Source organism: Kitasatospora sp. NE20-6 (genome assembly GCF_045862635.1).
The window spans coordinates 1-25,116 of sequence record NZ_BPRL01000056.1; the positions used below are offsets into that span (position 1 = coordinate 1).

Below are 25,116 nucleotides of genomic sequence, written 5' to 3' on the forward strand. Positions count from 1 at the left end.
GCCTACGGCTACGAGAAGCGCTTCGGCCTCGTCCACGTCGACTACGACACCCTGGTCCGCACCCCCAAGACCAGCGCCCGCTGGTACTCCGAGGCCATCCGCACCAACAGCCTCGACCACGGCATCGCGCCGAAGCGATGACGGAACGTCACCGCACTGCCCTGACGCCGGACCGGGACGGCCCCGCCGGCGTCAGGGCAGTGCCCGGGGCGAGCACCAGCGAACCGCACCGGCTCTGCCGAGGACTGCGTGGTGCAGCTGTGACCAGCGGTTTCACGGCTTCGTTCACGTGGACGAGGACGACGTCCGCAAGGGCGGCGGCGACCGTGAAAATCGCTGTCCGATCACCGGAGCACGGTGATAGACATTCGGCGTGGAAAAGAATCTTGAGTTCCCCGACCTGCTGCGACTGATCGATGAACGGTCGACCGCCTTCCGCGCCGCGGTCGCCGCCGCGCCCGGTCTCGACGCGCAGGTGCCGACCTGCCCCGGGTGGACGCTGTTCGATCTGGTGAAGCACCTGGGTGGGGGAGACCGTTTCTGGGCCGCCATCGTCGGCGCGGGGCCTGCCGACGCTCCCCCGGCCGAGGCCGCCGCTGCGCGCGCCGCTCTGGAACTGCCGCGGGAGCGTGAGGCCCTGCTGACCTGGCTGGCCGCGTCGACGCAGCTTCTGCTGAGCGCCCTGCGCGAGGCAGGACCGGAGAGCGGCTGCTGGACGTGGTGGCCTGCGTCGCAGTCGCCGCAAACCTCCGGCGGCATCGCCCGGCACCGGGTCCAGGAGACCGCGGTGCACACGTACGACGCCCAGCTCGCCGGGGGCGCCCCGCAGCAGCTGCCGGTCGAGGTGGCACTCGACGGTGTGGAGGAGTTCCTGTTCACCGTCTGCGCAACGCAGAGCGCCTGGCCGCACAAGCCCACGGCCTTCGACTTCCACACCGCCGAGGGCCGCTCCTGGCGCCTCACGGTCGACGGCGACGGCGCACGCTCCACCCGCATCCCCGCGCCCGCTGCCACGACCGGCGAGGACCCGGACGCAGCCGGCGCCTCCGTCCATGGCACGGCCAGTGAGGTGGTCCTCTACTTGTACGACCGTATCAAGGCCGAATCCTTGCGCGTTGACGGAGACGCAGGGCTGCTCGACCTGCTCCGTGCCTGGGAGCCGGAGGGGTAGGACGCAGCGGGGGCGGGTTCAGGGTGTCCTGTGCCATCGGAGCTCGACCGCCCCGGTCGGACCGGTGCCGGGCCGGCCGGCGGCTTCGTGCGGCCGGACGGCTCCGGCGATTCGTGAGGTCGGACAACGCCCGGTGCGCGGGCTCCCGCACCCGCTCTTCGCAGGTTCTCCCGACGGCGCGTGCGCGGGCCGCCGCTGGGACTACCGGGCGTCGCGCCGCCGACGCGCGCGCTCGAACTCGGCGACGTCCGACATCCAGGGACCGTGCTGTTCGAGTGCGGCGCAGCCTCCGCGGACGAAGGCGCTCACCAGGTTCCGGTACCCGCCGATCCCGTCGACCAGGCTGTACTCGACCCGGTACTCCGGATCCGACCCGCCTTCACCCTCGCGCAGCGTCGTGATCCGGGCGAGGGAGTCCGCGTAGAAGTGGAGCTGGATCCCTTCGCCCATCTCCTCGTCCTCGATGGTGAACACTTCGTTGTCCGCGGCAGAGCGGTCGCCGACGAACTCCCAGAACTCCGCGGCGGCAGTGCGGGGACCCTCCCGTAGCCACTTCTTCTCGGCGCCCTTGTCGTCGGTGAACAACAGGACCGTCTTCCTCGCGCTCCCGCCGGAGTCGGCGCGGTGGCCGGCAGCCTCCTCGTCATCCTCCATGGGTGTGCTCCTGGAGCGGTCCGCGGCCTCCGAGCACATCAGGAAGCTCACGGTGCGCACCGCGTCATCGACGAGCCCGGGGTGTGCACGGCGCACGGCCGCTTCGACCGTCGTCTCCATCCGAGCCCAGTCGCGCTTGTCCGTGGCGCGGTTTCCCCGCCGCGGATCGCGGCCGATCCGCATCCCGGCGCACGCCTGCTCCGCAGTGGCGATCACCCGCATGACCCCGGGCAGCAGCGCGGGGTCGACGGCATCGGGCATCCGCCTCGGAACGGTCGCGCCGTGCAGGTACCGGCCCGTGTACCTCAGGATCGCGGCGTCGAGTGGACCGAGTACGGCTCCGCGCTCGGCGCGACGGCGGTCCGCGTGGTACTCCTGGGCTCGTTTCACGTTCGGCGTCTCCGTCGCCGCGCGCATCGCCGCGCATACCTGACCGCGTTCGAGCAGACCGATGTCGGCCCCGTGGGCGATGAGTTGGCTCCTGTCCCACCGGATGCGCCGGAAGAGCGCGTCGACGTCCGCGGGCGCGGCGAGGAGTATCGGGTCCAGGAGCGCGACGGCAGCGCTCTCGTCGAGCCGGCCCCGGGTTCCGGCGGCCTCGCACAGCGGAAGGGCAGCACTCCACAGCAGCAGGTGCCTGGCCAGGTCCTCCCGGATCACCGCAAGATGGGCTTCGCCGATCGAGAACGTGAACGTGCGGGGCTCGTGGTTGGCGTCGGCCCCGGCGCCGAGCATCAGCTTCAGCTCGCCGTCCTCACGGATCACGTTCGGGATCCAGCCGCTCCTGCGCGTGAAAACGATGTCTCTCATGGGCTCAGTCTTCCCCGGAACGGCACCGGCCGGCATCACGGCGATGGTGCAGCCCCACCCCGCAGCATCTGTTCACGACCACCGTGCACACTCGACGTCGAGGCGTGGGTCGGTGCGCACCCAGACTTCGCCCCCGGCGGCCCCGGCCGGGGCGTCGACCCGTTCGAGACCGAGGAACTCGATCAGCGTGAGCAGTTCGGCCCGGTCGGCCCGGTCGTCGTCGACGCCGTGCGATCCGAAGAAGACGTAGTACTGGTCGCTCGGGTCCACGTAGCCCGAATCTCCCCAGATCCGGGCGACTTCTTCGATCGCCGCTGCTTCCGTCGTGATCGTGGCGGCGCGGGCGGCACCGCGAGTCTCCGGTGACGCGTCGAGGTCGGCGGGATCGGAGAACCACTGGCCGAAGCGGTCGAGGCCGGCATATCCGTTCTCGAAGAACAGCATCGCGCTCGGAAGGTAGCGATTGCCCCTGTCGACCTGGAGGTGCTCCGACCGGGGCTGGTCCGCATCTTTCATCCGGGAGATCACGCCTTGCCCGGGCATGAGGACCAGCCTCTGCCCCGACGGTTCATCACTGATGGTGTAGGTGTCGGAATCCCGATCACGGAAGAACGCGGAGAACGCCACGTAGGCTTCCTGAGGGTCGACCACGGAGACCTGCTGGTCGTTGCCGTCACCGACAGCGAAGACGAACTGTTTCGGTCCGGGCTTGTAGGGGCGAGCCATGTGCGTCCTTCGTTCACGTGTGCCGGCTCCGGCAGCGTAGTCGAACCAGAGCGGACGGACCTGCCGTTCATCGCCGACGACCAGCCAGGAGAACCGGCAGGTCGGCCCGCCCCCGCGCATCAGCAGACGCGAGTTGCAGATGATGCAGCGCCCCTCGCCCTCCTCTCCGGGCCGCTCGCCGGTGGTGGTGGCCGTGAACGTGGCGAACGCCGCCCGGCGGTCCTTGAGCCGGTCACTGTCGGCGACCGCGAGCGCGGTCACCCGCTCCGGGCGGTCCTTGTCCGGGAGCAGTTCGACGGTGGCTGCCGTCGTGGCGCCGAACTCCCGGGCGGCAGCGAGGCGGGAGTGGAAGGTGATCACGCGGCGCAGGCCGACGGTCGAACGCAGGAGGCGGGGCTTCGGACCGACGTCGACCACAGCGACCGGAGCGCCGACGGGGCAGACACGTGAGTGCGCCGGCCACGCTCCGTCACGATCAGGCACGGGGAGTCGAGGCACTTCCGCCCGGCAAGATCGACCGATTCACGCTCACGAGCGCCACCCCAGGACGAGACGTTCACCGATCAACGCCGGATCACCCAACGGCATCGGGGCATCGTCGACGGTACGGCAGGACCGCAGATCGCTGCGCGATCGCAGTGGGCGGGCGGTGATCTGCAGCTCACAAGCGCGGGGACGGCAGGTGGCGCATGGCAGCGCACGATCGTGCGGACCATGGCGAACCCTGGCGTTCGGACGCGGCCTCCTGTACCGCTTCACCCGTGAGTAAGGTCTTGATCAGGCCAAATGGAACCCCCCAGGATCCATGTGACAGACGGTCAACTCCGGCCGTGCGTACAGGCGTCCGGCACAGGTGCTTCAATGGTCGACATGGTCGACGGTGACCGCTCTCCGGGTGACGCCCGACGCGGTCGCCTTCAAGCCTGCTGTCCTCACGGACCTCCTGCGCAGCCCCTCATGCCGGGTCGGCGCAGTGTCGGCCCTGCGGCCGGGCCACAAGCCCGGTCGCGTCACCACAGGAGGCTTTCGTGAGGAAGCGCAAGAAGGGGCGCCGCACGCCGGCGCCCCGCACCACCCGCCGCACTCGTCGCTTTCGGCTGACGCCGGAGATGACGACGCTGCTGACCACGGCTCTCACCGTCCTCAGCACGCTGATCTGCGCGAAGTACGGCACCGGGCCGGGCACCCTGCAGTAGGGCCCCGGACCGGCACGCGTGGTGCGACTACGAGGCAGTCGCCCGGTGAACCTTGGCCGGCAGACCCGGGCGGCTCCTCTGCCATACCGACAGGCCACCTACCCGACGCGCCTGCACCGAACACCGGCACGCGGGCTGAAATCGGCCCCTGCGCCCGCAACCGTAACAGCAACCGTTCTTCAAGAGCAGGGCGGATCCCCTTCGGATCACCGGATCGGAGCTCGAAGAAGATCCAGGCTCCCTGAAGGTGATGCGACGTCAATCAGACGTGATCCCATCATAGCCGAAGACTGTCACGCTGCGGACATGAAAGATCACCCAAGGCTTCGGACGGCAAGAACGGGAGGGCGAGGCCTGCCCCCGGGCGGTGACGGCCCGTGGCCCGATCGGCCGGCCTGGCGCAAGCCGAAGGCGGTATGACGGGCGGCGCCTTGCGGACCGGACCGGGTGCGGGCCGACAAGGCCTGCGGATCCCGGGCCAACCGCGACCACCTGCGCAGACGCAGGATCCGCTGCCGCCGTCGCCGTCATCGACGAGTGGCTCCGACGGCTGCGGAGCGGACATCGCACCGCAGAAGGTTCATCGGACCGGTTCCACGGGCGGCCACGGAGCCCAGGGAAGTGCTTCACGCCAGCCCGGCCGGCCGCGGGCCCAGTCCCGAAGCACTTCGGCAACCGGCTCCACGGCGAACACCTCGTGTGTGCGGGGCACATGGGCGTGGAAGTGCCGGTCCGGGCCACCGTCGCGGTATTCGACCTGGTAGCTGAGGTCGTCGTTGAGATGGACCTGCATGTAGTGCTGGCCTGCGGGTTCGAGGTCGAGTCGCTGGACGACGACGAAACGCCAGGTCAAGCTCATGTCGGCCAGCAGATCGTGCAACTGGTCGTCGGACGGGTCGTCCCACGACGTCCCGTCCCACTCAGTCGCCCGCAGCATCGGAGTCTCCATGAGGCGACTGTACTGACAGGCCACGCCGCGGGCTCAGCAGCCTGCCGTTCATGGGGGTCGCCGCCTCGGATCGCCGAGCTGCGGCGCAATGCCCACGGCTGAAATGCCCGCGGCTGACCGCCACGGCCTGAACCGCGGCGAACCCTTCGACAGATCACCGGTCTTCACGCAGAGCGCGGTCGTGAGGAGTCCGGGTCCGTCCTCACGCCCCGGCATCGGACGGCTCCGCCTCGACTGCGCAGGAATCGTGGTGATCCCGGCGCGGACACCTTCGGCTACGGTGTCAGCACGATCCTCCCGAAGACCTCACCCGCAGCCATCTTCCGGTGCGCCAGTACGGCTTTGTCCAGCGGCAGCACCTCGTGCACCACCGTTTCGATCTCGCCGCGACCGGCTGCGGCGAACTGCTCGCCGCGCACGGCACGCCGGTCGGCCCGGGGGACGGTGGCTGCACTGAAAGCGGCGAAGGACATCGACTTCTGGAACGCCGCCATGATCTTCGCGCCGAAGTCCGCGGGTGGCTGACCTGCGACAGCGCCCACGGCCACCAGGCGGCCGTTCGGGTTGAGCCTGTCGAAGAACGACGGCATGTCCTCACCGGCCACAACGTCGATGATGACGTCATAGCCCGCGGGAGCCTCTTTCCCCCCGTCGCCGGAGCGGTCCAGCACGTGGGTCGCACCGAGACGGCGCAGCCGCTCGCCGCGCTCGGCCGACGATGTCGTGACCGCCACCGCGGCGGCACCGCCGCGCGCCGCGAGCTGCACTGCCATGATCCCGATGCTGCCGGCCGCGCCACGCACCAGGACCGTCTCCCCGGGAGCGGCATGGGCGTGGCGAAGCCCGAAGTGGGCCACCACCCCGGAACTGCCGAGCGTCACCGCGTCGACGGCGGACAGGCCACCGGGCAGCGGAAGGATCTCCTCGACCGGCGCGACGGCCTGTTCGACGTAGCCTCCGCCCGTGCCGGTGAAGCCCCACACCCGCCGACCGATCCACGACGCGTCGACGCCGTCACCGACCGCGGTCACGGTGCCCGCCACCTCGCCACCCGGGACGTGGCCCTCCTTGAAGCCGTAGGCGGCCAGAGCCCCGCTTCGGATCAGGGTGTCGACACCACCGACGCCCACCGCCTCGGTGGCGATCAGCACCTGACCGGCAGCAGGTACGGGTGTCGGCAGGTCGACGACGGCCAGCCCTTCAGGGCCTCCGTACGTCCGGATCACGATTGCCTTCAACGTCGCCTCCACGTTCCCGGACCGCTCAAGCACGGTCCTGCTCCATAGCCGCCACCGATCGCCGCCCGGCGGGACGGGGCTTCGCACCGCGGCCGAGGACCGGTCCCGGTGCTGCGCGCCCCGGTGATCTCGGCGGGCTTCCACGTGCCGGACGGTAACGGACGCCCCCGTCCGTTTGGGTAAAGTGAGAGCGGTGACCGACCGTTTGCCTCACAAGCTGCGTTCCGACGCGATGGACAACCGCGACCGCATCCAGGACGCGGCCCGGGCGCTGTTCTCGGCCGAGGGCCTGGACGTGCCGATGCGGGAGATCGCACGGCGTGCCGGGGTGGGACCTGCCACCTTGTACCGTCACTTCCCGACGAAGCAGGTGCTGGTCGCCGAAGCCTTCGCGGACCAGCTGCACGCATGTCGCACCATCGTCGACGAGGGGTGCGCAGATCCTGATCCGTGGCGTGGCCTCTGCCTGGTGATCGAGAAGATCTGTGAACTGCACGCACGCGACCGGGGCTTCACCGAAGCCTTCCTGTCCACCCTCCCGGGGGCGCCGGATGTCGCGGGACGTGAGTACACGGTGAAAGCAGTTGCCGGACTGGCCCAGCGGGCCAAGGACGCAGGACACCTGAGGCCCGACTTCGTTCTGGACGACCTCATCCTCGTCCTCATGGCCAACAAGGGGATCCACGCCGCATCCACCGCCACCCGGGTCATGGCCTCCCGACGCTTCGCGGCGCTGGCGATCCAGGCGTTCGAAGCCTGCCCTCACCACGCACCGCTACCACCAGCGGCACGACCGGCATCCGCAGCATCGGCCGGTGCCTGACCGGGATCTGCACGGTCCGCAGGGCTCGCTGCGCGTGGACACCGTTCAGTGGTCCGGAGCCGTTCCGCGGACCCGGTCCGTCCGCAGGTGCCGATCCTCCTCACCCGGGCGGTGCCGGATCGGGCTGATCACCGTTCCTCCTCGGAACGGTGGTGAGGCGGTCGGTACCGGCAGACCGGTGGGGTGCCGGTCTGCCGGTGGTCCGTGACCACGGACCGGACGGGTACGGTCACCCGGCCCGTGGGTGCCGAGGTCGACGGGCAGCACCTGGTGGCCGTTGGAGATCAGGGACTCCAGCGGCTTCAGCCGGGTGCCCGGGACGAGGGCGGCCCGGGGGAAGCGGTCGAAGAAGCGGTGCAGTGCGGTCGCCACTTCCATGCGGGCGAGCGGTGCGCCGAGGCAGAAGTGGACGCCGTGCCCGAAGGCGAGGTGCTCCTTGACGGCGCGCAGGGCGTCGAAGGTTCCGGCGTTCCCGCCGTGCACGCCGGGGTGGCGGCCGGCGGCCGCGTAGGCGGCGAGGATCGCGTCGCCCTTCGGGATGGTGATGCCGCCGGGCAGTTCGATGTCGGCGATGGCGTAGCGCAGGGGCAGGTGGGCCACGGGCGCGCTGTGGCGCAGGCTCTCCTCGACGATGTCGTTCCAGGTGGCCCTGCCGGTGCGGACGTGGGCGAGCTGGGCGGGGTCGGCGAGCAGGGCGGTGAGGGCGTTGTCGAGGAGGTTGACGGTGGTCTCGTAGCCTGCGGATATGACGAGCAGGAGGGTGCCCCGCAGTTCCTCCTCGGTCAGGGTGCTCTGATCGCCTTCCGTGTCGCGGGCGGCGATGAGCAGCGAGGTCATGTCGTCGCCCGGGGTGGTGCGCCTGATGGCGATCAGCTCGTCGAGCATCTTGTACAGCACTGCGGTGTTGGCCTGGGCCTGGGCGCTGGTGAGGGTGGTGTCGAAGACGCTGTCGACGATGGGGCGGAGCTGGTGCTGCAGGTGCTGGGGCAGTCCCATGAGGTGGCCGATCACCTGGATGGGCAGCGGGTAGGCGAGGCGTTCGCGCAGGTCGGCGGATTCTCCTGCGGGGGTGGTGGCGAGGTCGTCGAGCAGGGCGTCGGTGATCTCCTCGATCCTCGGCCGGAGAGCCTCGATGCGGCGGGCGGTGAAGGCGCTGCTGACCAGGCGGCGCAGACGGCGGTGGTCCGTCCCGTAGGCGGTGAACATGTTCTCCGCCGCGACCCACAGGATCAGGGGCCAGGTGCCGGCCACGGCGGGCAGCTGCGGCCAGTGCTGATGGGCGTCCTTGGACACCCTCGGGTCCGTGAGGAGGGACTTGAGGACGGCCGGGTCGGCGACGGCCCACGCGTGGACGCCGAGGATGTCGACGGGGGTGGCGGTGGCGGTGTGCAGTTCGGCGGTCTCGGCGTCGCGGTTGCTGCCGGTGGGGTCCAGGACGAGGGACGGGATCACGCAAGCTCCTTCGGTGGGACCGGCCGTCGGGCCGGCACGGGGACGGGTAACGGGGCGGGCCTGGCGGATCGTCGAGCGGTGGCATGGGGCGTCATCGAACTGATTCACCACGGCCGCGTACGGCAAACCGCGTTCCCCGGCCGTCGACAGGATGCCGTCGGAGACTTCCGGGCACCGGGTGCCGACCGAACCGGGGCCCCTCTTCCGGATCTTGACGTCGTCGGGCGACCCGGTCGTACGCCCGTGGGGCGATCACGCGCATGACCGGACGCGCCTTGCGACAGCCGCGCCCGGTTGAAGGCCGCGCTGGGTGCCTGTGCCGAGTACCGGGCGACCGGGCCTGTGAAGGAGCGCTTCGCGGCGACCACCTGGGGCCAGCACATGAGCGTGCTGCCGCGGTTCTACCGGTGGGCGATGGCGGAGGGCTACGCGCAGGCGGGGCCGTTCACCTACCGGACAGCGCGGGCGTTGTCCGCCGGGACCGGGCGGGAGGTGCGGGTGAACCTGGCGGTGCGGACGACGGCTGGCCATCGAAATGGCCTACCGGCCCGGCGGTCTGCTCGCGACCAGGATTACCTACGCTGTGTCAGGACGGCATCATGCCCGCCGGACCAGGAGCACGCGATCTGAGCAAGTTCTTCGCCCACGTCGACGGCAAGCTCGTCCCGGACGCCGCCCAGGCGGCCGGGGCACCACGGGTCCGGGCCGGTGACCGGGACGTGCTCAACCTGCTGACCGAGCGCGCCAAGACCCTGCACCCGGGCGCCGCGAACTACTGCTGGTTCACCGACCCCTCCCGGGCCCTGTGCTTGAAACCCGTCGGCACCCCGAACGCCGACCGTCCGCTCGTCGGGATGTGCGACTCCGCCCGCTGCCGCAGGCCACCCACCACCCCTGCCACCGGCCCGTCCGGGCCGGGCACGCCGACCAGGCCAAAGTCTTCCCCGGCGGTCCCGGCGCGACCCGAAAGGCCGAGAAGGGCCGCCTGCGGAGCGAGTACGAACGCGCCCGGCGGGTCCTGTCCGGGCTCGACGCCGCCAGCAGCACCACCATCGGATCATGCAGCCGACAGCGCGGCCCTGCTGCTTGAGCAATGCTCAGTACCTGTCGATCGGCTCCCGGAGGGCATACCTTTCCGTCGCGACCGGCCCGCTACCCCGTTGTCCGGGCTCGCAAAGCCTGGATGAACCAGTCGAGCTCCCGTGCCAGGCTTTCCGGGGCAGACCAGCCGTTGATCACTGCGAGCAGCTGAAGGTACCGCTCCCGGCGAGGGTCGTTCACGGTCTCCAGCCGGGTCAACAGCCGACGCCGAAGACCGACGCCGTCGGGGCTGCCCAAAACATGCGCGTACTGAGCCATGACCGCCGCGACGACCGGATCGGCCTGGGGCGAGGCCGGGTCGATGCCGGCCACCAGGGCCGGGTCGACGTTGTCGCGGACGGTTGCGGCAGGATCGCGGCGCAGGCCCGCGGTGCCGTCCTGGGCACGATCGGCCACGTAGTGGTCGGCCATGCGCCGCATGCCGGCGCGAAAATCCGGATCCTGGGACAGCTCGGCCAACTCCACCCACGCCTCGACCTGCTCGTCCTCGGGACTGTCGGGCAGTTCGGGGGTCATCGACCGCACGATCCCCACGAATTCGGGATTGGCGTCCAGGCCGCCGAAGGCGGTGTCGAGGAATTCGCCGATCAGACGTCGGCGTTCGTCTTCGGAGAGCTTGGCCAGCTTGTGCATGAGATCCATCTCCTCAGGGGTGGACCCGCGCTTGGCCACCGCCGTCAGCACCGCGCGCCGCAGGCGCAGGGTGCTGATCTGCACCGCCAGCGCTTCGGCGTGCGCTGCGGCGACCTCGGGAAGCGAGATCTCCCGGTCCACGACCTTTCGGATCGTGGGCAGGTCCAGTCCCAGGTCACGCAGCGTCCGCACGAGGTCCAGGCGTGCGACGGCTTCGATGCCGTAAAGGCGGTAGCCGGCCGGGCTACGGTCGGTCGGCGGCACGATCCCGCAGTCGGAGTAGAACCGAATGGCCTTGACCGTCAGCCCGGTCCGCCGGGCCAGATCACCGATCGAGTAGAGCGTGTCGCCGTCCATGCCCTCACCCTCTCGCCTCCCCCTACTGGAGACTCAAGCCCGAGGACTTCGGCCTGGCACATCGCCCACCAGCCCTTCGGGGTCGCCGCTGGTGCACGCCAGTACGAACATGCCCGCATACGCGATCTTCGAAGGGTACGCGGCAGATCCGCCGGCGGTCCGGTCCGGCCCGCTACCAGGACAGACTCCACCTCGCGGCCTGAAGCTGACGCAGTCACCCCAACAGGAAGCCCGTCGACAGGGCTCCGCACCGCAACACGACCCTCCAGACCGGGATATTCGTTCGCCGACGGGTCGAGAGGACGGCAGAGTGCCCTCATGACCGCCGAAGGACTGGACGAGGACGGGTTCATCGCACGTGAGGGCTCCTTGAGCCACGTGCCGACGGAGTTCGTGCCGGTGGTCGATGCCGCCCGCGAGCGGATCACCAAGACCTTCGACCGGACCCGACTGCACAGCGCCTACCTCTACGGCAGCATCCCGCGCGGCACCGCGATCCCCACCGTCTCCGACCTCGACCTGTTGCTCGCCCTGCGCGACGAGCCCAACGCGACCGACCGGGCTGACGCCGACGTCCTGGAAGTCGCCCTCGACAGCGACTTCGCGCAAGTCAACGGAGTCGGCATCCTCCTCTTCAGCACGGGCACGCTGCTGAGCGATCTCGAACGCCACGATCTCGGCTGGTTCGTCGCCTGTCTGTGCACCCCGTTGCTCGGGGACGACCTCGCAGAAGACCTGCCCCGCTACCGCCCCACACCCTTGCTCGCCTGCGAGACCAACGGCGATCTGGGCCTGGCACTTCCGCGCTGGCACGAACAAGCGGCCGCTGTCACTTCGGACGCAGAGCGCAGGGCACTCAGCCGTGGGGTCGCCCGCCGAATCGTGCGGACCGGCTTCACCCTGGTCATGCCGCGTTGGGGTGGCTGGACCAGCGACCTCGCCGACTCCGCCGAGGTGTTCGGTGGCTACTACCCCGAGCGGGCCGCTCAGATGCGGCTCGCTGCGGCAACAGCCCGAACCCCGACAGCAGACCCGGCCATCCTCAGCATCCTCATCGACGACCTCGGGCCCTGGCTGGCAGACGAGTACACCACCGTCCACGGAGAGAAGACACCGCGGAGCTGAGTCCCGCGGCAAGCTCTGACGTCACGTCCAGCGCAGTCACGTCCAGCGCAGTGCAGCAACGCACAGCCTCGACACGGAACGGCCGTTGGAGAGCGCGGCCGCCGAGGGACCACTGGGACATTCCCGTACCAAGCCACCCAATGGCTCACCCATTTCGAACTGCACCCATGCCGAATCGGAAGAGGACGCCCGCAAACTCCGGTCTCAGGTCGACGAGGCGACCCGTGGCGCGGTGCGCCCGCCCGGGTGGACGAGCGAGCGAACGAGGCCGCCTTTCGCATCGGGCGGCCGACGGCTGGACGACCATTCCAAGGGGTGCCTGCGGAGGGTGGGAGCGGGCGGTCAGGCGTCGGGGTCGACTTCGGGGTCGACTTCGGGGTGTGTGAACCGCACGGGCTTGCCCAGTGACCGGGCGTAGGCGATTTCGGCTCGGGTGCTGTCGCCGACGTAGTCGCCGACTACGAGCACCTCGTCAGCGAGCCGGATCTTCGCTCGGTGCAGATCGTCGAGTCGAACCTTCAGTGCCTCGGCCTCGACAGGATCGGACCGAAGTTCGTGCGGCGACTTCATGTCGCAACCCGGCTTGACGACGATCTTTCCGGCTTCGGTCTCCCGCAGATCGGCCTCGGCCATCTCGGTCATGAAACGGGTGGAGCCGCAGATCGCGACGATAAGCGGGAGGTTCAGCCGCTTCTTCGCGTCGGCGAGTTCCTCCTCGGGGGTGAGCGGTTGCGGGTGTGGCACTGGTTCCTCCTGGTGGTGTGCCCCAGCGGTGATGGCTCTGTCCGTCAGTTCCCCTTTGAAGGCGAAGGGCGGCCCTGGTTCCCTCCAGGACAGGATGGTGGAGCGTTCCGTGTCTGTGTTCTGCCGAGCCATGCCGCCCCCTTGATCGAAGTCGGACCAAGTGCGCTTCGAAATCCGAGGCATAAGGATCGGCGGAAGTTTCGCGCCTGTCCCCGGCGGTCCCGCCCCGCCTCCGGTCCGAGTCGGGGTGTCAGTCCGCGGAGCCCCTCCCCGGCGTCCCGTCGCCCGCGGTGTCCGGAGGTGGGATGCGGCCGGCGGACCGGTCGTCGGTGTGGTCCGCCCCTTGCGGGTCGATCGTGGCCGCCCAGCGTTCCGCCCAGTGGGCGAGGGGGTTCAGGGCGTGGCACGCCTCCCGCCCCAGCGGGGTGAGTTCGTAGCGGCTGTCCGGCAGTTGGTGAATCACCTGGGCATCCAGCAGTTCGGTCAGGCGCTGCCGCATCACGCTGGAGGACATGTCGTCGCACCGCTTCTGCAGGGGGCGGAATCCAAGCGGATCCGCGCGAAGCTCCCACAGGATGCGCAGGCTCCATCGCCGCCCGAACAGATCGAGCGCGGCCATGAGGGGGCGGCCGGTGGTCGAGCCGCGAACAGGGTTGCCAGGTCTGGGTGTTGCCATGTCGGGGTGTCCAGCTCTCCAGGGTTGACGCTTCGATTTCCGAAACGCTAGCATCCGTAACCGCTTCGGAAATCGAAGCGGAGGAGGCTGTTGCGGCATCTGCCCGGCCGACCTGGGTGGGAGGCGTTCCTGAAAGCCCGGGTCGACGGAGGCGAGGCCGGCTGGGAGGACCGGTGCATGCGCATGGTGCCCCGGGTGCGACGTCGGCGCCGAGTCGCACGGACGGCTCACCCGGAACCTGTTCGTGGCGGGGGGACGGGTGACCGGCACGCGGGAGATCGAGTGCAGGATCCACCAGGTCCTGCAAACCGGCCCGGCGGAACTTCAGTGCTGCCCCGTCAGCGGTTGCCGCCACCGAGCCGACGTCCACCCAGAGCTGGAGACCAGATGACCACGACCGAGTTTCCCTCGGCGGCAGCACGGGCCGCCGCCGCTGCCGCCCTGGTCGAGGACGAGTCGGGGAAGGACATCACCACCGTGTGGAGCGTTCCCGGGGACCTGGCGGCCACGGCCGAGATCCGCACCCGGCAAAGCGGCATCGCCGCCGGCCTCCCCGTGGTCGCCGAGGTCTTCGCGCAGGTCGACCCTGAGGTCAGGGTCGAGCCGGCCGTCGCCGACGGCGCCCGACTGGCCGACGGCCAGGTCCTGGTGCACCTGTCCGGTTCGGCGCGCAGCCTGATCACCGGGGAGCGCACGGCGCTGAACTTCCTGCAGCGCATGTGCGGCATCGCGACGCTGACCGACCGCTACGTCCAGGCCGTGGCAGGGACCGGGGCGCGCATCCTGGACACGCGCAAGACGGCGCCGGGCCTGCGCGCCCTGGACAAGTACGCGGTCACCGCCGGCGGCGGCCACAACCACCGCCTCGATCTCGCGGCGATGGTCCTGCTCAAGGAGAACCACATCGCCGCGGCGGGCGGGGTGACCGCCGCGATCGAGGCGGTCAGGCGCGGGATGGCACGCACCGGGCAGACCGTGGAGAGCGATGTCGAGGTGCAGACCGTCGCACAGGCCGTCGAGGCCCTCGACGCCGGAGCCCGCTGGATCATGCTCGACAACATGCCGGTGGCCGACATCGAGCAGGTCGTGAAGCTCCGGGCCGGGCGGCCCGACGCTTCCCGGATCCTGCTGGAGGCTTCGGGCACCATCCGCCTGGACACCGTCCTCGCCGTCGCCGGGACGGGCGTCGACCTCATCTCGGTCGGGGCGTTGACGCACAGCGCGCCCGCACTGGACCTGACCATGCTGCTGACCACCGGCCCGGTGCCATGTCCGAGGTAGCGGTCGTCGACGCGTGTCAGCGGGACGGCGCGGGTGGCAGCCCGACCGCCGTCCTGGATGATGCGCCGTTCACCGACGAGGAACGATGCCGCATTCCCGCGGAGTTGGGAACATCGCACGCCGTCTTCCTCCGCGCGACCGGAATCGAGCGTCGTCGGCCCGCGTACACACTGCGGTTCTTCACCGCCCAGGACGAACTGCCCGCCTGCGGCCACGGCACCGTCGCCGCCCTCGCCGTGCTCGCCGAACGGGAAGGCGGCGACCACGACTACCGCGCCGTCCTGCGTACGGCCCACCGCAGCTTCGACGGTCGGGCAAGCCGAAACGGTGACGGCCTGACGGCGTCGTTCGACCCGGGCCCGGTCAGCCTGCGGAGCGCCGGCGGACCCGAACTGAGCGCGGTCGCAGGCGGCCTCGGACTGACGGAGGACGCGCTCGCCGGCGACGCCTGCGTGGCGTCGAACGGGCGGCCCAGGCTTCTGCTGCCCGTCCGGTCCCGCGCCGCACTGGCCGAACTCACGCCGGATTCTGCCCTGTTGCGCGCAGCCTGTGACCGCTACGGTCTGCTGGGCTGCTACGTCTACTCGCCCCCGGACCGACACGGCCGAGCAGCAGCCCGGATGTTCGCCCCGTCGATCGGTGTCCCCGAGGACATCGCCAACGCCAACAGCACGGCCTGCCTGGCAGCAGCGCATGCCACCGGGTTCGGCACGCACCGCCTCGCTGTCGACATGGGTGACCACCTCGGCAGCCCGTCCACCATCACGGCGATTGTCCACCGCGACCGCACGGGACACCGGATCCGGGTCGGCGGCCAGGCAGCGATCGTGCGCACGGCCATGCGCTGAGGCCTGCGCGCTCAAGGCGAGGGGGCCGGTGCGCAGCGGGTCCGACTGCTCCTGTGAGAGCCCGGCCAGTTCTGGCGGCATCTGCCGTCTCCGTCGGCCCGCCGACCCCGCGGCGCGCCGGTCATGGATCCGGGCATGTTTCTGATCATCCATTCCGAACACTGGAGGTACCGTGGCCAAGGGCTACTGGATCAGCGTCTACCGCACCATCGCGGACCCCGGGAAGCTGGCTGCCTACGACAGGCTGGCCGGCCCGGCCGTCAGGGCCGCGGGCGGGCGGCCGCTCGCCCGCGACGGCCGGGTCGTCGCCCATGACGCCGGAATCGCCGGGCGCACCATCCTGATCGAGTTCGACAGCTTCGAACAGGCGGTCGCCGCACGCGCGAGTGCGGCCTACCAGGAGGCACTGGCCGTACTCGCCGACGGCGTCGAGCGCGACTTCCGCATCACCGAAGGCCTCGGCTGACGACCGAGGCTGCGTCAGGGAGGAACCCGAAGCCGGCGGCGGGGAACACCCCGGCCCGGCGGCCCGGCGGCCCGGTGGCGCGGCGGCACGGACGTCGGCCTCGACGTCGGCGGGGGTGCGTTCGACGAGGTTGCAGAGCGGTGCGGAGGTGGTCGAAGAGGCCTCCGGCCAGGACCGGGTCGAAGGGGCCGTGGCAAGCGCGGCAGGGAGTCGGCGAGGACGGAGTCGTCGAAGTAGCAGTGTGCGGTCGTGCGGCCTGTCCCCCGCGCCCATGCCTATGCCTATGCCTATGCCGGTGGCAGCGTGAGGTCCTCGTAGACGGTTGTGGCCCGGACGAGCCGGTCGTGCAGGCGCGGATCGCGCAACCGCGCGGTGGCCTCCCTCAACTGCGCCTGCCGCGCCGGGTGCGGGCGCGGCACCCGCGACGGGCGGAGGGCGCCGCCGCTGTCGGCACGCTCGATCGCGTCGATGCGGGCCATGGCGGCCCTGTCGTTCTCGGGGGAAGGCCGGTACAGGGCGAAATCCGTGCCGAAGCGCCGGTTGGCCTGCGCGACGACTCCTCCAAAGTCGGTGGTCACCCGGCCGTGGTCGGCTATGACGAGGCTGTCGGCGAGGCGGCGGACCCGCTCGTAGAACCGTGTGTAGCCCGTGAGGCCGTCCGCCGGCCGCACCCACGGCGAGCGCACCATGTGGGAGGCGACCGCCGCGAGCGGATCCCGGACGAGGACGATGGCCGGGACGCCGAAGCGCACCGCCCGTTCGACGTTGACAGGCGTGTGCAGGTGGTGGGCGAGCCGCAGGTCGGTGCCGTTCGCCATGTGGAACGCGACGACGCAGAAGGTGTTGGCCGAGCGCGGATAGCCCTCGATGAGCAGGGCGGTGTCGGGCCGGACGAGATAGGGCCGGGTGGCCGCCCGCAGACGCGCGTATCCCGAGGCGGTGAAGCGGTTGTAGAGCACCTCGCGGCGGAGCCGGTAGCGCGACCGGGAGAGGAAGGACCCGAGCGGGGAAGGCTGCACGGGGTGCAGTATAGGCTCGACATCCGATCGAGCAGAGACGGCAGCCGCATGGACGACCATCCGTCCTGGCCCGAGCACCGGCCGTACGTCGAAGCCGCGTTCCGGCGGTTCCCCGACCCCGGCCGCCACGACTCCTACGCCTTCGTCGTCGCCTCCGGCGGCCGGGTGTCCGGCTACTACCACGCGTACTCCGACGTGGACCTCTATGCCGGACTGACCCCGGCGGCCCGCGGCGACCAGGAGATCGAGGCCGTGGTCGACGGGGTGGTCGTCCAGCTCAGCGAACTGCCGCACGCCCTGGTCGCGGACGTCGTGACGCACCTGGGCGAGCACCTGCTGACGCGGGCGGACCGCCGGCAGGCGGAGATGTTCGCCCGGTACGGGAAGATCGCCTCACGGCTCGTCACCGGCACGGTCGTGCGCTGCACCGCCGAGGGCGCCGCGGTGCTCGGCGGCCTGAGCCGTGACGCGTTCCGCCGCATCGGGCTGTCCGTGCACGGCCTGTTCGTCGCGCGGATGCTCGAGGACGCGGCGGGCGCGGTGGCCTGCGCGGACCCGTACATAGGTGTCCGGGCGGCGGCCCTCGCCCTCGACGCGGCCCTCGACTGCCTGCTCCACGAAGCCGGGGACCTCCACTGGGGGGATGCCCTGCTGTGGCGCCGGCTCGCCGCGCACCCCGGCCTGGCCGCGGCGGAGCGGCTGGCCGCCGACTCCCTGCGGAGGCTCTACTCGGACCTGCACGAGCCGGACAAGGCCCTGGCCGCCGTCCGCGCGGCCTGCCGGACGGCATCGGTGCTGGCCAGCCTTGCCGCGGTACGGGTAACGGGCGCCACGGGGGTGCCGGGCTTGCCGACGGACGCGTGCACGGGCAGACCGACGGACGACCGCGTCCTTCCTTTCACCGTGGCCGTGAACTTCCGCGACGGTCTCTCGCTGCTCGCGCCCCGCTCCCGGGTGGACCTCACCGCGGAGGAGGCGTGCCATGAGCTGGGCCTCGTCGTCGAGTAGCCGCGGCGGCGGCGGTCTCGACCTGCAGCCGCCGTGCGCGCAGCGCCTTCGCGGCGAGCGACACGGCCTCCGGGGCGCCCGCCCACGCCAGGGCACGACCGGTGCGCTCGGCCTCGCACACGATCGCTATCGCCGCGCGCAGGCCGAGTTGCGGCAGTGCGTCCCACAGCGCCGACACGGCCGAATCGATCGAGTGCACGTCGTCGGCGACCAGCCACACGGCGGCCGGCGCGTCGGGGGCGGACACCGCGAGGGAGGGCCAGCCCTCGTCGTGCGCCTGCCGCCACACGGCCGAGACCTCGCGGAGGACCCGGGCCGGTCCGAGGGCCACCACCCGCGGGGACGCCGGCGGGTTCCCCCGTGGGGGCGTGCCCGGCCCGGGCGGACGCTCGCGGCCTTCGAGAACGGCGGCGTGGTCCTCGTTCTCCCACGGGTCGGAGGGGGCGTGGACGACGTTCGCGAACGCTCCCTGGCCGTACTCGCGGCGCAGTCGCCGCTTGAGCCCTATCACGCCTGCCAGCGCCTGCGCGCCCCGCACCGTGACGAGCCGGGACGTCCGCCCGACGAGATACAGGCCGAGGAACGAGGAGGCTATCGGGCGCAGTTCGGACCGGTTCTCGGCCCAGAGCGCGGACACCTGGGCCGGGGTGAGCGTGACGTCCCGTTCGTCGACGACCTCCAGGCCGGGGAGCAGTTCGCGCGCCCGCCGGGGGACCTCGGCGTCGACGAGGGCGTCGGGCTTGAGCAGGTAGAAGGCCGTCGGGGTCGTCCCTCGCTCCAGGTCCGCGCGTGGTCCGCCCCACCGGTCGGCCGTCACCGGCGGCCGTCGCCGTCGCCGTCGGCCGTCACCGGGCGCCCCGGGGCCGGCCGCGCCGAGGGGCCGAGCGCGTAGTCCAGGGACCGGACAGGCTCGGCCCGTTCGCGCCTCACCCGGTCGAGCCAGGTGTGCCGGAAATAGGTCTCGAACGAGCTTTCACGGTACTCCTCCGAGCCGATGACGGGCACCGGACCGAGATCGACCAGGATCCAGCGGGCACTGTCCCGATGCCAGACGAAGTTCCCCGGGTGCAGGTCCAGCAGGGGGCCGTCCCCCGCCATGACGCGCTGGAGCCGTTCGTACAGCGCACGCAGATCGGCCCGCTGACCGGCCGTCGGCGCCTGCCCGGAGCGCAGCACGGCCTCGCCGTCCTGCCCTTCCACGTACGCACGGCTCAGCGAGGCCGAACCGGTGGTGAAGCGGACCCCGCCGGGAATCCTGTCGCCGAGGCCGGCGCGGGCGAGCCGGCGGAAGTTCCTGTACTCCCCGGGGAGGAGCACGGCACGGGCCGCGAAGTTGCGCGGCAGCTTCGTCACCCGGTCGCCCGGTGACCGGACGAGGTCGGCGACCGCGCCGGACGCCATCAGGGGGCCGGTACGGACCGCGGGCCGGGCCTCGGCAAGCCGGTACAGGCCCATGACCGCGAGTTCCGCGAGACGACGGCCCGAGGCGAGCGGGGACGGCGCGGGGCCACCGCCGGTCTGCCAGGCGTTGAACGCGTAGGCGAGCAGCGGCGACAGCCCGCGGCGGTGCAGGGCGAGGGCCAGCCCGACCTGTGGTTCGGCCACCGGTGGCAGGCCTTCCACCGCGGCACCGAGATCGGCGAGGAGGGCGGACGGCCCGTGCCCGAGGCGTACCGCCGCGGCGCCCGTACCGGTGTCCGTGCCGGTGCCGGTGCCCGTGCCCGTGCCCGTGCCCGTGCCCGTGCTCAGCCTGCTCGCCACGTCGACGGCCCGGTCGAGCGTGGGGTGGTCCGCGGTCAGCTCGCGTACCGCGCCGTCCCACCGCGCCGTCCGGTGCGCGTCACCGGTTCCGACGCAGCGCCGGTAGTTCTTGACGACGGCCGCCAGGATCCGGCCCTGGTCCCGCTCGTCGAAGGCGGCGTAGCCGCGCAGCAGCCCGCTCAGCCGGGCGTCGTCCAGATGCATCCTCAGTCCCGTTCCAGGGCACCGGGGTTGTCCCGTACGTAGGCGGCCGTCCGGTCCCGGACGAGCGCGGCGTGACGGGCGGTCCGCGGGTCGACGCCGTGGAACTCACCGGGGTTGTCGAAGAAGTACGTGAGTTCCTGGCGGGTCAGCCCGTGCGGGTTCTCGGCCCGCACGACCGCGTCGGGGTCGACGTCGCGGGGCGGGTCGAACAGCGCGCGGAGCCGCGGCAGCGGGCCCGTGTACCCGGCACGGGAGTCCCGGAGCAGCACCAGCGTCGTGCCGCCCGCGACGAGCGAGCGGATCCCCTTGCCCGCGGCGAAGTGCACCGCCTCCGACAGGCGGTTGGCGATCGGTTCGTCGGCGTCGTTCAGCGAGGTGTTGCCGAGCACGGGGATTCCGGTGCGCCGCTTGAACGCCCCCAGCACCTCGCAGAGGGCGGGGTTCGTACGGTGGCTCACCGACTGCACGCGGGCACTGCCGTCGAGGTGCACGATTCCCGGCACCGTGGACCGGGCCAGCTCGGTGGCCCGGAAGTTCAGCAGCATGAACGGTGAGGGACGGTACGCCTCGAAGTAGCGCGCCCCGTCCGCGTCGAGCACGAGCGGCGCGACCGGACGCCACCACTGCCGCTGCTTGATGCGGTTGAGCCGGTCCTTGACCCGGAGGGAGCGGGGATCGGCCAGCAGTGACCGGTTCCCCAACGCGCGGGGCCCGATCTCGGCGGCTCCGTCGACCCACGCGACGATGCCCTCGGCCGCCAGCAGGGCGGCGACCTCGTCGGGCGTCACCGGCAGGACCTCGTCGACCAGCGATTCGACCGCCTTCAGTTCGGTGTGGAGGCTGCCGGGCCGCTGGCCGTGGTAGGCCGAGTCGAGCCGTGTCGTGATCTTCCCGCTCCGCAGCCCGGGGAAGAACGCCGCCAGGCCGGTGCCGAGCGCGATGCCGCTGTCACTGGGACACGGCGGGATCTGGTGGCCGGCGAACGGGAAGTCGGCCAGGAGCCGGGAGTTCGTCGGGCAGTTCAGCGCGAATCCCCCGGCGAGCGCCAGCCGCGCCCGGCCGAGGTCGGCGCCCTCGCTCTCGGCACGCCGCAGGTTGCGCGCCACGATGCGCAGGGAGAGCCGGGCCACGGCCTTCATGACGGCGCTGATGTGATGGTCGCGCGCCGACAGCCGGTGGTCCGCGGGGCGGACCGTCCAACTCCTCCGACGCTCCGCGTCCGCCGCACGGGCGTCCATCGCGTCGACGACGGAGCGGGCGGACGCCCGCGTGGCCAGGTCGTAGAACGGCACGGCGTCGAAGGCGGAGACGTCGATGTCCACCTCGGCGCGGCTCGCGGAGGCGAGGGCCATGAGCGTCCCCTCCCGCAGGCCGTACTTCTTCCGCGCGTACGACCAGAGCCGGCCGGGGGACTCGCACGGGAAGAGCCGCAGGCCCTTCTCGTCGACCACACAGCCCGGGTAGTAGTGCCGGCCGTACGCACCGGGCTCGAACAGGCAGTCGGGTCCGGCGTCGAGGGACATCGCCACGACGGGGCTCCCCTGCGGTCCGAACGCCTGGCCGTGCAGAGCCGTCATCAGGTGCGCCATGCCGTGGAAGGCGTAGGCGGAGCAGAACGTGTCCTGGTAGGCCGTGCTCGTCTGGAGCCCCGGGGTGCCCCAGATCTCGACCACGTCGCCGAGGTCCGCGCCTTCCTCGGCCAGCAGCCGTCGCAGCAGGCGCCGGGCCGCGGCCACGTCGTAGAGCGCCCGGGAATGCTGTTTCAACCCGCTGAGACGTTCGAACTCCCAGTACCGGCGGAGCGTCAGCTCCCCGCCCTGCAGCTGCCACAGGGCCGCGCCGTGGTCGTGGCGCAGCCGGATGTCGAGGAGGTTCTTGAGCGGGCCGGTGTCGAAGTACGTCGAGAGGTAGAGCCCGTCGGCCATGGCGCGCCCGGCCGGGCCGCTGGACGTGCCGGGGGCACCGGGGGCGCCGGGGCCGCCGGGGGCGCTCACGTCAGCGTGCCCGGGCGGAATATCATCGGCCGGGCCTCGTGCGGTCCCGCGCCGACGGGGGTACCGGGCTCCCGCGCGTCGAACTCCGCCAGCAGGTCGCCCAGTTGGCGGGCGAACACGACGGCCGTCTTCTCGTCGTAGAACGGCGACATCGGATACGACTTGTGCACGCCGATGCGCGCACCGCCCGCCAGCGTGTGATAGCCCGACGAGTAGTCGCAGGCGATCGGGCAGCGCCCCAGGCCCTGCTGTTCGAAGAGGAAGCGGTACAGCTCGTAGTTGTACACGGCCAGCGCTTCCAGGTCCGCCCGGCTCCAGCCCTCGTCGAAGACCGACGGCGTGTCCGGATCCGGCCTGGCGACGAAGAGGACGGCGAATCCCTCGCTGTCGGTGGCGTTGAGCACTTCGAAGCGCCCCTGGGCGGCCAGCTCCTCCCCGAAGCGCTGCGACGCCCCGATCAGGCCGCCCATCAGTTGCTGGTAGCCCTCCACGCCGAGCAGCTTGAGATTGACGTACGCCTCCACCGGTCCGGTCAGGGGCCGGCTCAGCTCCAGCGTGTACTGGAACGGGGAGTGCTGGCCGAAGCGGAGGTCGTCGTAGGGCAGTCCCTTCCGCCCTCCCCCGCCTATGGGGTGGTCGCTGTGGGTCGCCCCGCCCTGCCGGTATATCTCCGTCCGGTCGGCGGCCATGTAGAGGCTGGCGGAGTAGGACGCGAAGCCGGTCTTGTGGAAGTCCACGCCGAAGGAGTCGGCCAGCCGCGTTTCCGAGATGCGCGCCGCCTGACGGCGGATCCGCCCCAGTGTCGACTCCCGGAAATTCCAGGGGTTGGCCTCCGCGTCGTAGTCGCGGAAGAAGTGCCAGACCCAGCCCACCACCGAGTCGACGTGGACGCGCGGGACGTAGTCGAGCCCCAGGTCCTCGACCAGGGCGTCCCTGAGGGACACGATCTCGGCGATCGGATCGATCAGCATCTGGACGGTCGTGCCCCCGTTGGCGATGATCGTCCCCACCTGTTCCCCGGACCGGACCGTCCGGCGCAGCGTCCCGTCCAGCGCGTCGAGGTCCATCGACCCGTCCGGCAGCGTGGGCACCCGCAGGCAGCTCGTCTCACCGATGCCGAGCCACCCGCAGACCTCCTCGTGGCAGGGATGTCCCTCGGTGGACGACACGACGCGCACCGGCGTCCTGACCCCGTGCCGGCGGGCGTCCGGCTGCGCGCGCTGGATGCCGTGTTTGACCGCGTGGAGGTTGGTGCCCTTGCCGCCGAAGGTGAAGATGCCGCCCGACCTCTCGGGATCGAGCCCGACGAGCTGCGACAGCATCTTGACGACGGCGAGCTCGACGCCGAGCAGGTGTCCGCTGGACATGTCCTGGGCGCCGTTCGGGTTCGCCAGGGACACGTAGGCCGCCGCCGCGACGGACGCGTACGTCGGCGGCGGCGTCACGTTGATCATCGTGCCCGGGTGGTTCCAGCGGAGCATCCCCTGGAAGTACGGCGCCAGGTCCTCGAAGACCGCGCGGGACGTGCTGGTCGCCGTCGGAAGCGACTCCCGCTGGAGGATCTCCCCGAAGGACTCGTCGTCCTGCCGCCGCATGCGCGGCTCCGCCGGATCGACGAATCGGCTCACGAGATTCTGGAGGACGTGAAGGTCCCGGTGCAGTCCGGCCAGGTCATCGCCCGCCGGGTCCTGGAAGAACTCCCGCATCGCGGCTCCGTCAGCTCGCCTTGCTCCTCCGCGCGAAGCGCCTGGACGGGAACCCCGCAGAGGAACCCGTGTGCAGCCCCTCCCCGGATGCGCAGGAAGGCCCCGACCAGAAAATACGCTGCCCGGTCGACGGATGTGCCCGAATGCGGGGAAAGAGTTCACGGCGGCGGCGGGCGCTGCTCAGTGTCCGCTCCACGCCGCGAAGCCGGCGGAGGTGAGCGCGTCCGGCAGGGTCGCGTACGCGGGGTACCGCTGAGGTCCCCGCGGCCTGCCCACCAGCAGGCAGCCGCAGCCGTGCGCGGCGGCCGGATCCAGATCCAGCCGCGGGTTGTCCCCCACCACCAGGATGCGCGCTCCCCCGCCCTGATCCGCGGCGAGCTCCGCATAGACGCGGTCCTTGTAGGCGTCCGCGGTGTCGAAGACCGAGAACAGGTCGTCGACCAGATCCGTGAGCCCGAGCGCGGCCAGCACGCTGCGGGCGTGCGTGGCCGGCGCCAGCGTGACGACGACCCGGCGGGCCCGCACCCGGGCGAGAGCGGCCCGCAGTCCGGGGTCGGGCCGCAGCAGCCCGGTGTACTCCAGGCCCCCGTGGACCGCACGCGCCCAGTGGTCGCGGGGAATGCCGAGGTGGTCCAGCGCGTCGAGGATCGAGGGCCGCTCCCTCTCCAGAGCGGCCAGCTCACCGGCTCCCAGACCCGTGTGCCGGAGCAGGAAGTCCGTCGTGCGGGCGTCGATGGCCGCGGTGACGGGGCCGTCGGCCGGATAGACGGTTCCGTCGAGGTCGAGGACCAGCGCCCGGTCGCCGTCCCCGGACACGGGCCCGCCCGCCGCGCGCGGTCCGACGGCGGGGTTCAAGCGAACTCGACCACGGCGAGCGGCCGGCGGCCCCGGCGCAGCAGGAGGGGCACCCCCTCGAAGTCACCGCCGACGACTCCTCCGGCGGACCTGAACTCCTCGATCACCGGCTGGTTGCGCCGTAAAAGCTCCGACACGGACGCCGCTCCCCTCCGAGCGCTGCAGATCCCGCCGCCCTCGGCGGAAGCCCGGTACAGGCTAGTGCTCCAGGACTTCGACGTTCTCGGCCGATCAGTCAGAAGGCTGCGCGGCGGGTGCAGCGGGCCGGTGCCCGTCAGGGGCGGTCCTCTTCGGACCGTCCCTCGATCGTGTGCAGTCG

25 protein-coding genes are annotated in these 25,116 nt (G+C 71.3%); 10 read left to right on the top strand and 15 right to left on the bottom strand.

From position 1 onward, the window contains the following. Both SNE206_RS30390 and SNE206_RS30395 read left to right on the top strand, forming a co-directional pair. A partial coding sequence (locus tag SNE206_RS30390; protein WP_407916773.1) for a family 1 glycosylhydrolase occupies nt 1-141 on the top strand: 141 nt, incomplete at its 5' end. Between the two features lie 232 nt (nt 142-373). Continuing rightward, nucleotides 374-1,171, top strand: coding sequence for a maleylpyruvate isomerase family mycothiol-dependent enzyme (locus SNE206_RS30395; RefSeq protein ID WP_407916739.1), 798 nt, complete (start codon nt 374-376; stop codon nt 1,169-1,171). Nucleotides 1,172-1,372: 201 nt separating this feature from the next. Here SNE206_RS30395 and SNE206_RS30400 read toward each other — a convergent pair whose 3' ends face one another. Together SNE206_RS30400 and SNE206_RS30405 are read right to left on the bottom strand one after the other, a co-directional pair. Next, on the bottom strand, nt 1,373-2,635 hold the full coding sequence (locus SNE206_RS30400; protein WP_407916774.1) for a DUF6357 family protein: 1,263 nt from the start codon (nt 2,633-2,635) through the stop codon (nt 1,373-1,375). 72 nt (nt 2,636-2,707) lie between these two features. Then, nucleotides 2,708-3,622 (bottom strand): hypothetical protein, encoded by a 915-nt coding sequence (locus SNE206_RS30405; protein WP_407916740.1) that lies wholly within the window; start codon nt 3,620-3,622, stop codon nt 2,708-2,710. Between the two features lie 767 nt (nt 3,623-4,389). On the opposite strand from SNE206_RS30405, the gene SNE206_RS30410 reads away from it, so the two are divergent. Continuing rightward, nucleotides 4,390-4,557 (top strand): hypothetical protein, encoded by a 168-nt coding sequence (locus SNE206_RS30410; RefSeq protein ID WP_407916741.1) that lies wholly within the window; start codon nt 4,390-4,392, stop codon nt 4,555-4,557. A gap of 580 nt (nt 4,558-5,137) precedes the next feature. On the opposite strand, the gene SNE206_RS30415 is transcribed toward SNE206_RS30410, so the two are convergent. Both SNE206_RS30415 and SNE206_RS30420 read right to left on the bottom strand, forming a co-directional pair. Further along, nucleotides 5,138-5,506, bottom strand: a complete 369-nt coding sequence (locus tag SNE206_RS30415; RefSeq protein ID WP_407916742.1) for a hypothetical protein — start codon at nt 5,504-5,506, stop codon at nt 5,138-5,140. A gap of 275 nt (nt 5,507-5,781) precedes the next feature. Beyond that, nucleotides 5,782-6,744 carry a zinc-binding dehydrogenase gene (locus SNE206_RS30420; RefSeq protein ID WP_407916775.1) on the bottom strand — a complete coding sequence of 321 codons (963 nt, stop codon included), beginning with the start codon at nt 6,742-6,744 and terminating at the stop codon, nt 5,782-5,784. A 193-nt stretch (nt 6,745-6,937) separates the two neighbouring features. On the opposite strand from SNE206_RS30420, the gene SNE206_RS30425 reads away from it, so the two are divergent. Continuing rightward, nucleotides 6,938-7,567 (top strand): TetR/AcrR family transcriptional regulator, encoded by a 630-nt coding sequence (locus SNE206_RS30425; protein ID WP_407916743.1) that lies wholly within the window; start codon nt 6,938-6,940, stop codon nt 7,565-7,567. Between the two features lie 45 nt (nt 7,568-7,612). On the opposite strand, the gene SNE206_RS30430 is transcribed toward SNE206_RS30425, so the two are convergent. Further along, complete coding sequence (locus tag SNE206_RS30430) at nt 7,613-9,019, bottom strand: cytochrome P450 (protein ID WP_407916744.1); 1,407 nt, start codon at nt 9,017-9,019, stop codon at nt 7,613-7,615. Between the two features lie 856 nt (nt 9,020-9,875). Here SNE206_RS30430 and SNE206_RS30435 point away from each other — a divergent pair. Beyond that, nucleotides 9,876-10,109 carry a hypothetical protein gene (locus SNE206_RS30435; protein ID WP_407916745.1) on the top strand — a complete coding sequence of 78 codons (234 nt, stop codon included), beginning with the start codon at nt 9,876-9,878 and terminating at the stop codon, nt 10,107-10,109. Between the two features lie 62 nt (nt 10,110-10,171). Here SNE206_RS30435 and SNE206_RS30440 read toward each other — a convergent pair whose 3' ends face one another. After that, nucleotides 10,172-11,110: a MerR family transcriptional regulator gene (locus tag SNE206_RS30440; RefSeq protein ID WP_407916746.1), complete on the bottom strand. Its 939-nt coding sequence runs from the start codon at nt 11,108-11,110 to the stop codon at nt 10,172-10,174. Nucleotides 11,111-11,428: 318 nt separating this feature from the next. Here SNE206_RS30440 and SNE206_RS30445 point away from each other — a divergent pair, with 318 nt between their 5' ends. Then, nucleotides 11,429-12,235, top strand: coding sequence for a nucleotidyltransferase (locus SNE206_RS30445; RefSeq protein ID WP_407916747.1), 807 nt, complete (start codon nt 11,429-11,431; stop codon nt 12,233-12,235). Between the two features lie 342 nt (nt 12,236-12,577). Here SNE206_RS30445 and SNE206_RS30450 read toward each other — a convergent pair whose 3' ends face one another. After that, on the bottom strand, nt 12,578-12,979 hold the full coding sequence (locus tag SNE206_RS30450) for a hypothetical protein (protein WP_407916776.1): 402 nt from the start codon (nt 12,977-12,979) through the stop codon (nt 12,578-12,580). Nucleotides 12,980-13,229: 250 nt separating this feature from the next. Continuing rightward, a complete protein-coding gene (locus SNE206_RS30455) occupies nt 13,230-13,598 on the bottom strand; it encodes a winged helix-turn-helix transcriptional regulator (RefSeq protein WP_407916748.1) in 369 nt (122 codons plus the stop codon). 444 nt (nt 13,599-14,042) lie between these two features. Between SNE206_RS30455 and nadC the strand changes: the two genes are divergently transcribed. The 3 genes from nadC (at nt 14,043) to SNE206_RS30470 (ending at nt 16,250) form a co-directional block, all read left to right on the top strand. Beyond that, the gene (gene nadC / locus SNE206_RS30460; RefSeq protein WP_407916749.1) at nt 14,043-14,936 is read left to right on the top strand and encodes a carboxylating nicotinate-nucleotide diphosphorylase; all 894 of its coding nucleotides are present in this window, start codon (nt 14,043-14,045) and stop codon (nt 14,934-14,936) included. Beyond that, complete coding sequence (locus SNE206_RS30465) at nt 14,924-15,784, top strand: PhzF family phenazine biosynthesis protein (protein ID WP_407916750.1); 861 nt, start codon at nt 14,924-14,926, stop codon at nt 15,782-15,784. Before nadC ends, SNE206_RS30465 begins: the two co-directional genes overlap by 13 nt. Nucleotides 15,785-15,956: 172 nt before the next feature. After that, nucleotides 15,957-16,250, top strand: coding sequence for a DUF1330 domain-containing protein (locus tag SNE206_RS30470; RefSeq protein WP_407916751.1), 294 nt, complete (start codon nt 15,957-15,959; stop codon nt 16,248-16,250). A 287-nt stretch (nt 16,251-16,537) separates the two neighbouring features. Here SNE206_RS30470 and SNE206_RS30475 read toward each other — a convergent pair whose 3' ends face one another. Beyond that, on the bottom strand, nt 16,538-17,269 hold the full coding sequence (locus SNE206_RS30475) for a hypothetical protein (RefSeq protein ID WP_407916752.1): 732 nt from the start codon (nt 17,267-17,269) through the stop codon (nt 16,538-16,540). Nucleotides 17,270-17,317: 48 nt separating this feature from the next. Between SNE206_RS30475 and SNE206_RS30480 the strand changes: the two genes are divergently transcribed. Next, entirely contained in the window at nt 17,318-18,277 is a 960-nt protein-coding gene (locus SNE206_RS30480; RefSeq protein ID WP_407916753.1) for a hypothetical protein, read from the top strand. Here SNE206_RS30480 and SNE206_RS30485 read toward each other — a convergent pair. The 6 genes from SNE206_RS30485 to SNE206_RS30510 form a co-directional block, all read right to left on the bottom strand. Further along, the gene (locus SNE206_RS30485) at nt 18,231-19,094 is read right to left on the bottom strand and encodes a hypothetical protein (protein ID WP_407916754.1); all 864 of its coding nucleotides are present in this window, start codon (nt 19,092-19,094) and stop codon (nt 18,231-18,233) included. The genes SNE206_RS30480 and SNE206_RS30485 overlap by 47 nt on opposite strands. Next, entirely contained in the window at nt 19,091-20,242 is a 1,152-nt protein-coding gene (locus tag SNE206_RS30490) for a hypothetical protein (RefSeq protein WP_407916755.1), read from the bottom strand. Before SNE206_RS30490 ends, SNE206_RS30485 begins: the two co-directional genes overlap by 4 nt. Before the next feature lie 2 nt (nt 20,243-20,244). Beyond that, nucleotides 20,245-22,236, bottom strand: a complete 1,992-nt coding sequence (locus SNE206_RS30495; protein ID WP_407916756.1) for a carbamoyltransferase C-terminal domain-containing protein — start codon at nt 22,234-22,236, stop codon at nt 20,245-20,247. Next, the gene (locus SNE206_RS30500) at nt 22,233-23,942 is read right to left on the bottom strand and encodes a pyridoxal phosphate-dependent decarboxylase family protein (protein ID WP_407916757.1); all 1,710 of its coding nucleotides are present in this window, start codon (nt 23,940-23,942) and stop codon (nt 22,233-22,235) included. Before SNE206_RS30500 ends, SNE206_RS30495 begins: the two co-directional genes overlap by 4 nt. 180 nt (nt 23,943-24,122) lie before the next feature. Further along, nucleotides 24,123-24,758 carry an HAD family hydrolase gene (locus SNE206_RS30505; protein WP_407916758.1) on the bottom strand — a complete coding sequence of 212 codons (636 nt, stop codon included), beginning with the start codon at nt 24,756-24,758 and terminating at the stop codon, nt 24,123-24,125. A gap of 35 nt (nt 24,759-24,793) precedes the next feature. Further along, a complete protein-coding gene (locus tag SNE206_RS30510) occupies nt 24,794-24,934 on the bottom strand; it encodes a hypothetical protein (protein ID WP_407916759.1) in 141 nt (46 codons plus the stop codon). Nucleotides 24,935-25,116: the final 182 nt, after the last annotated feature.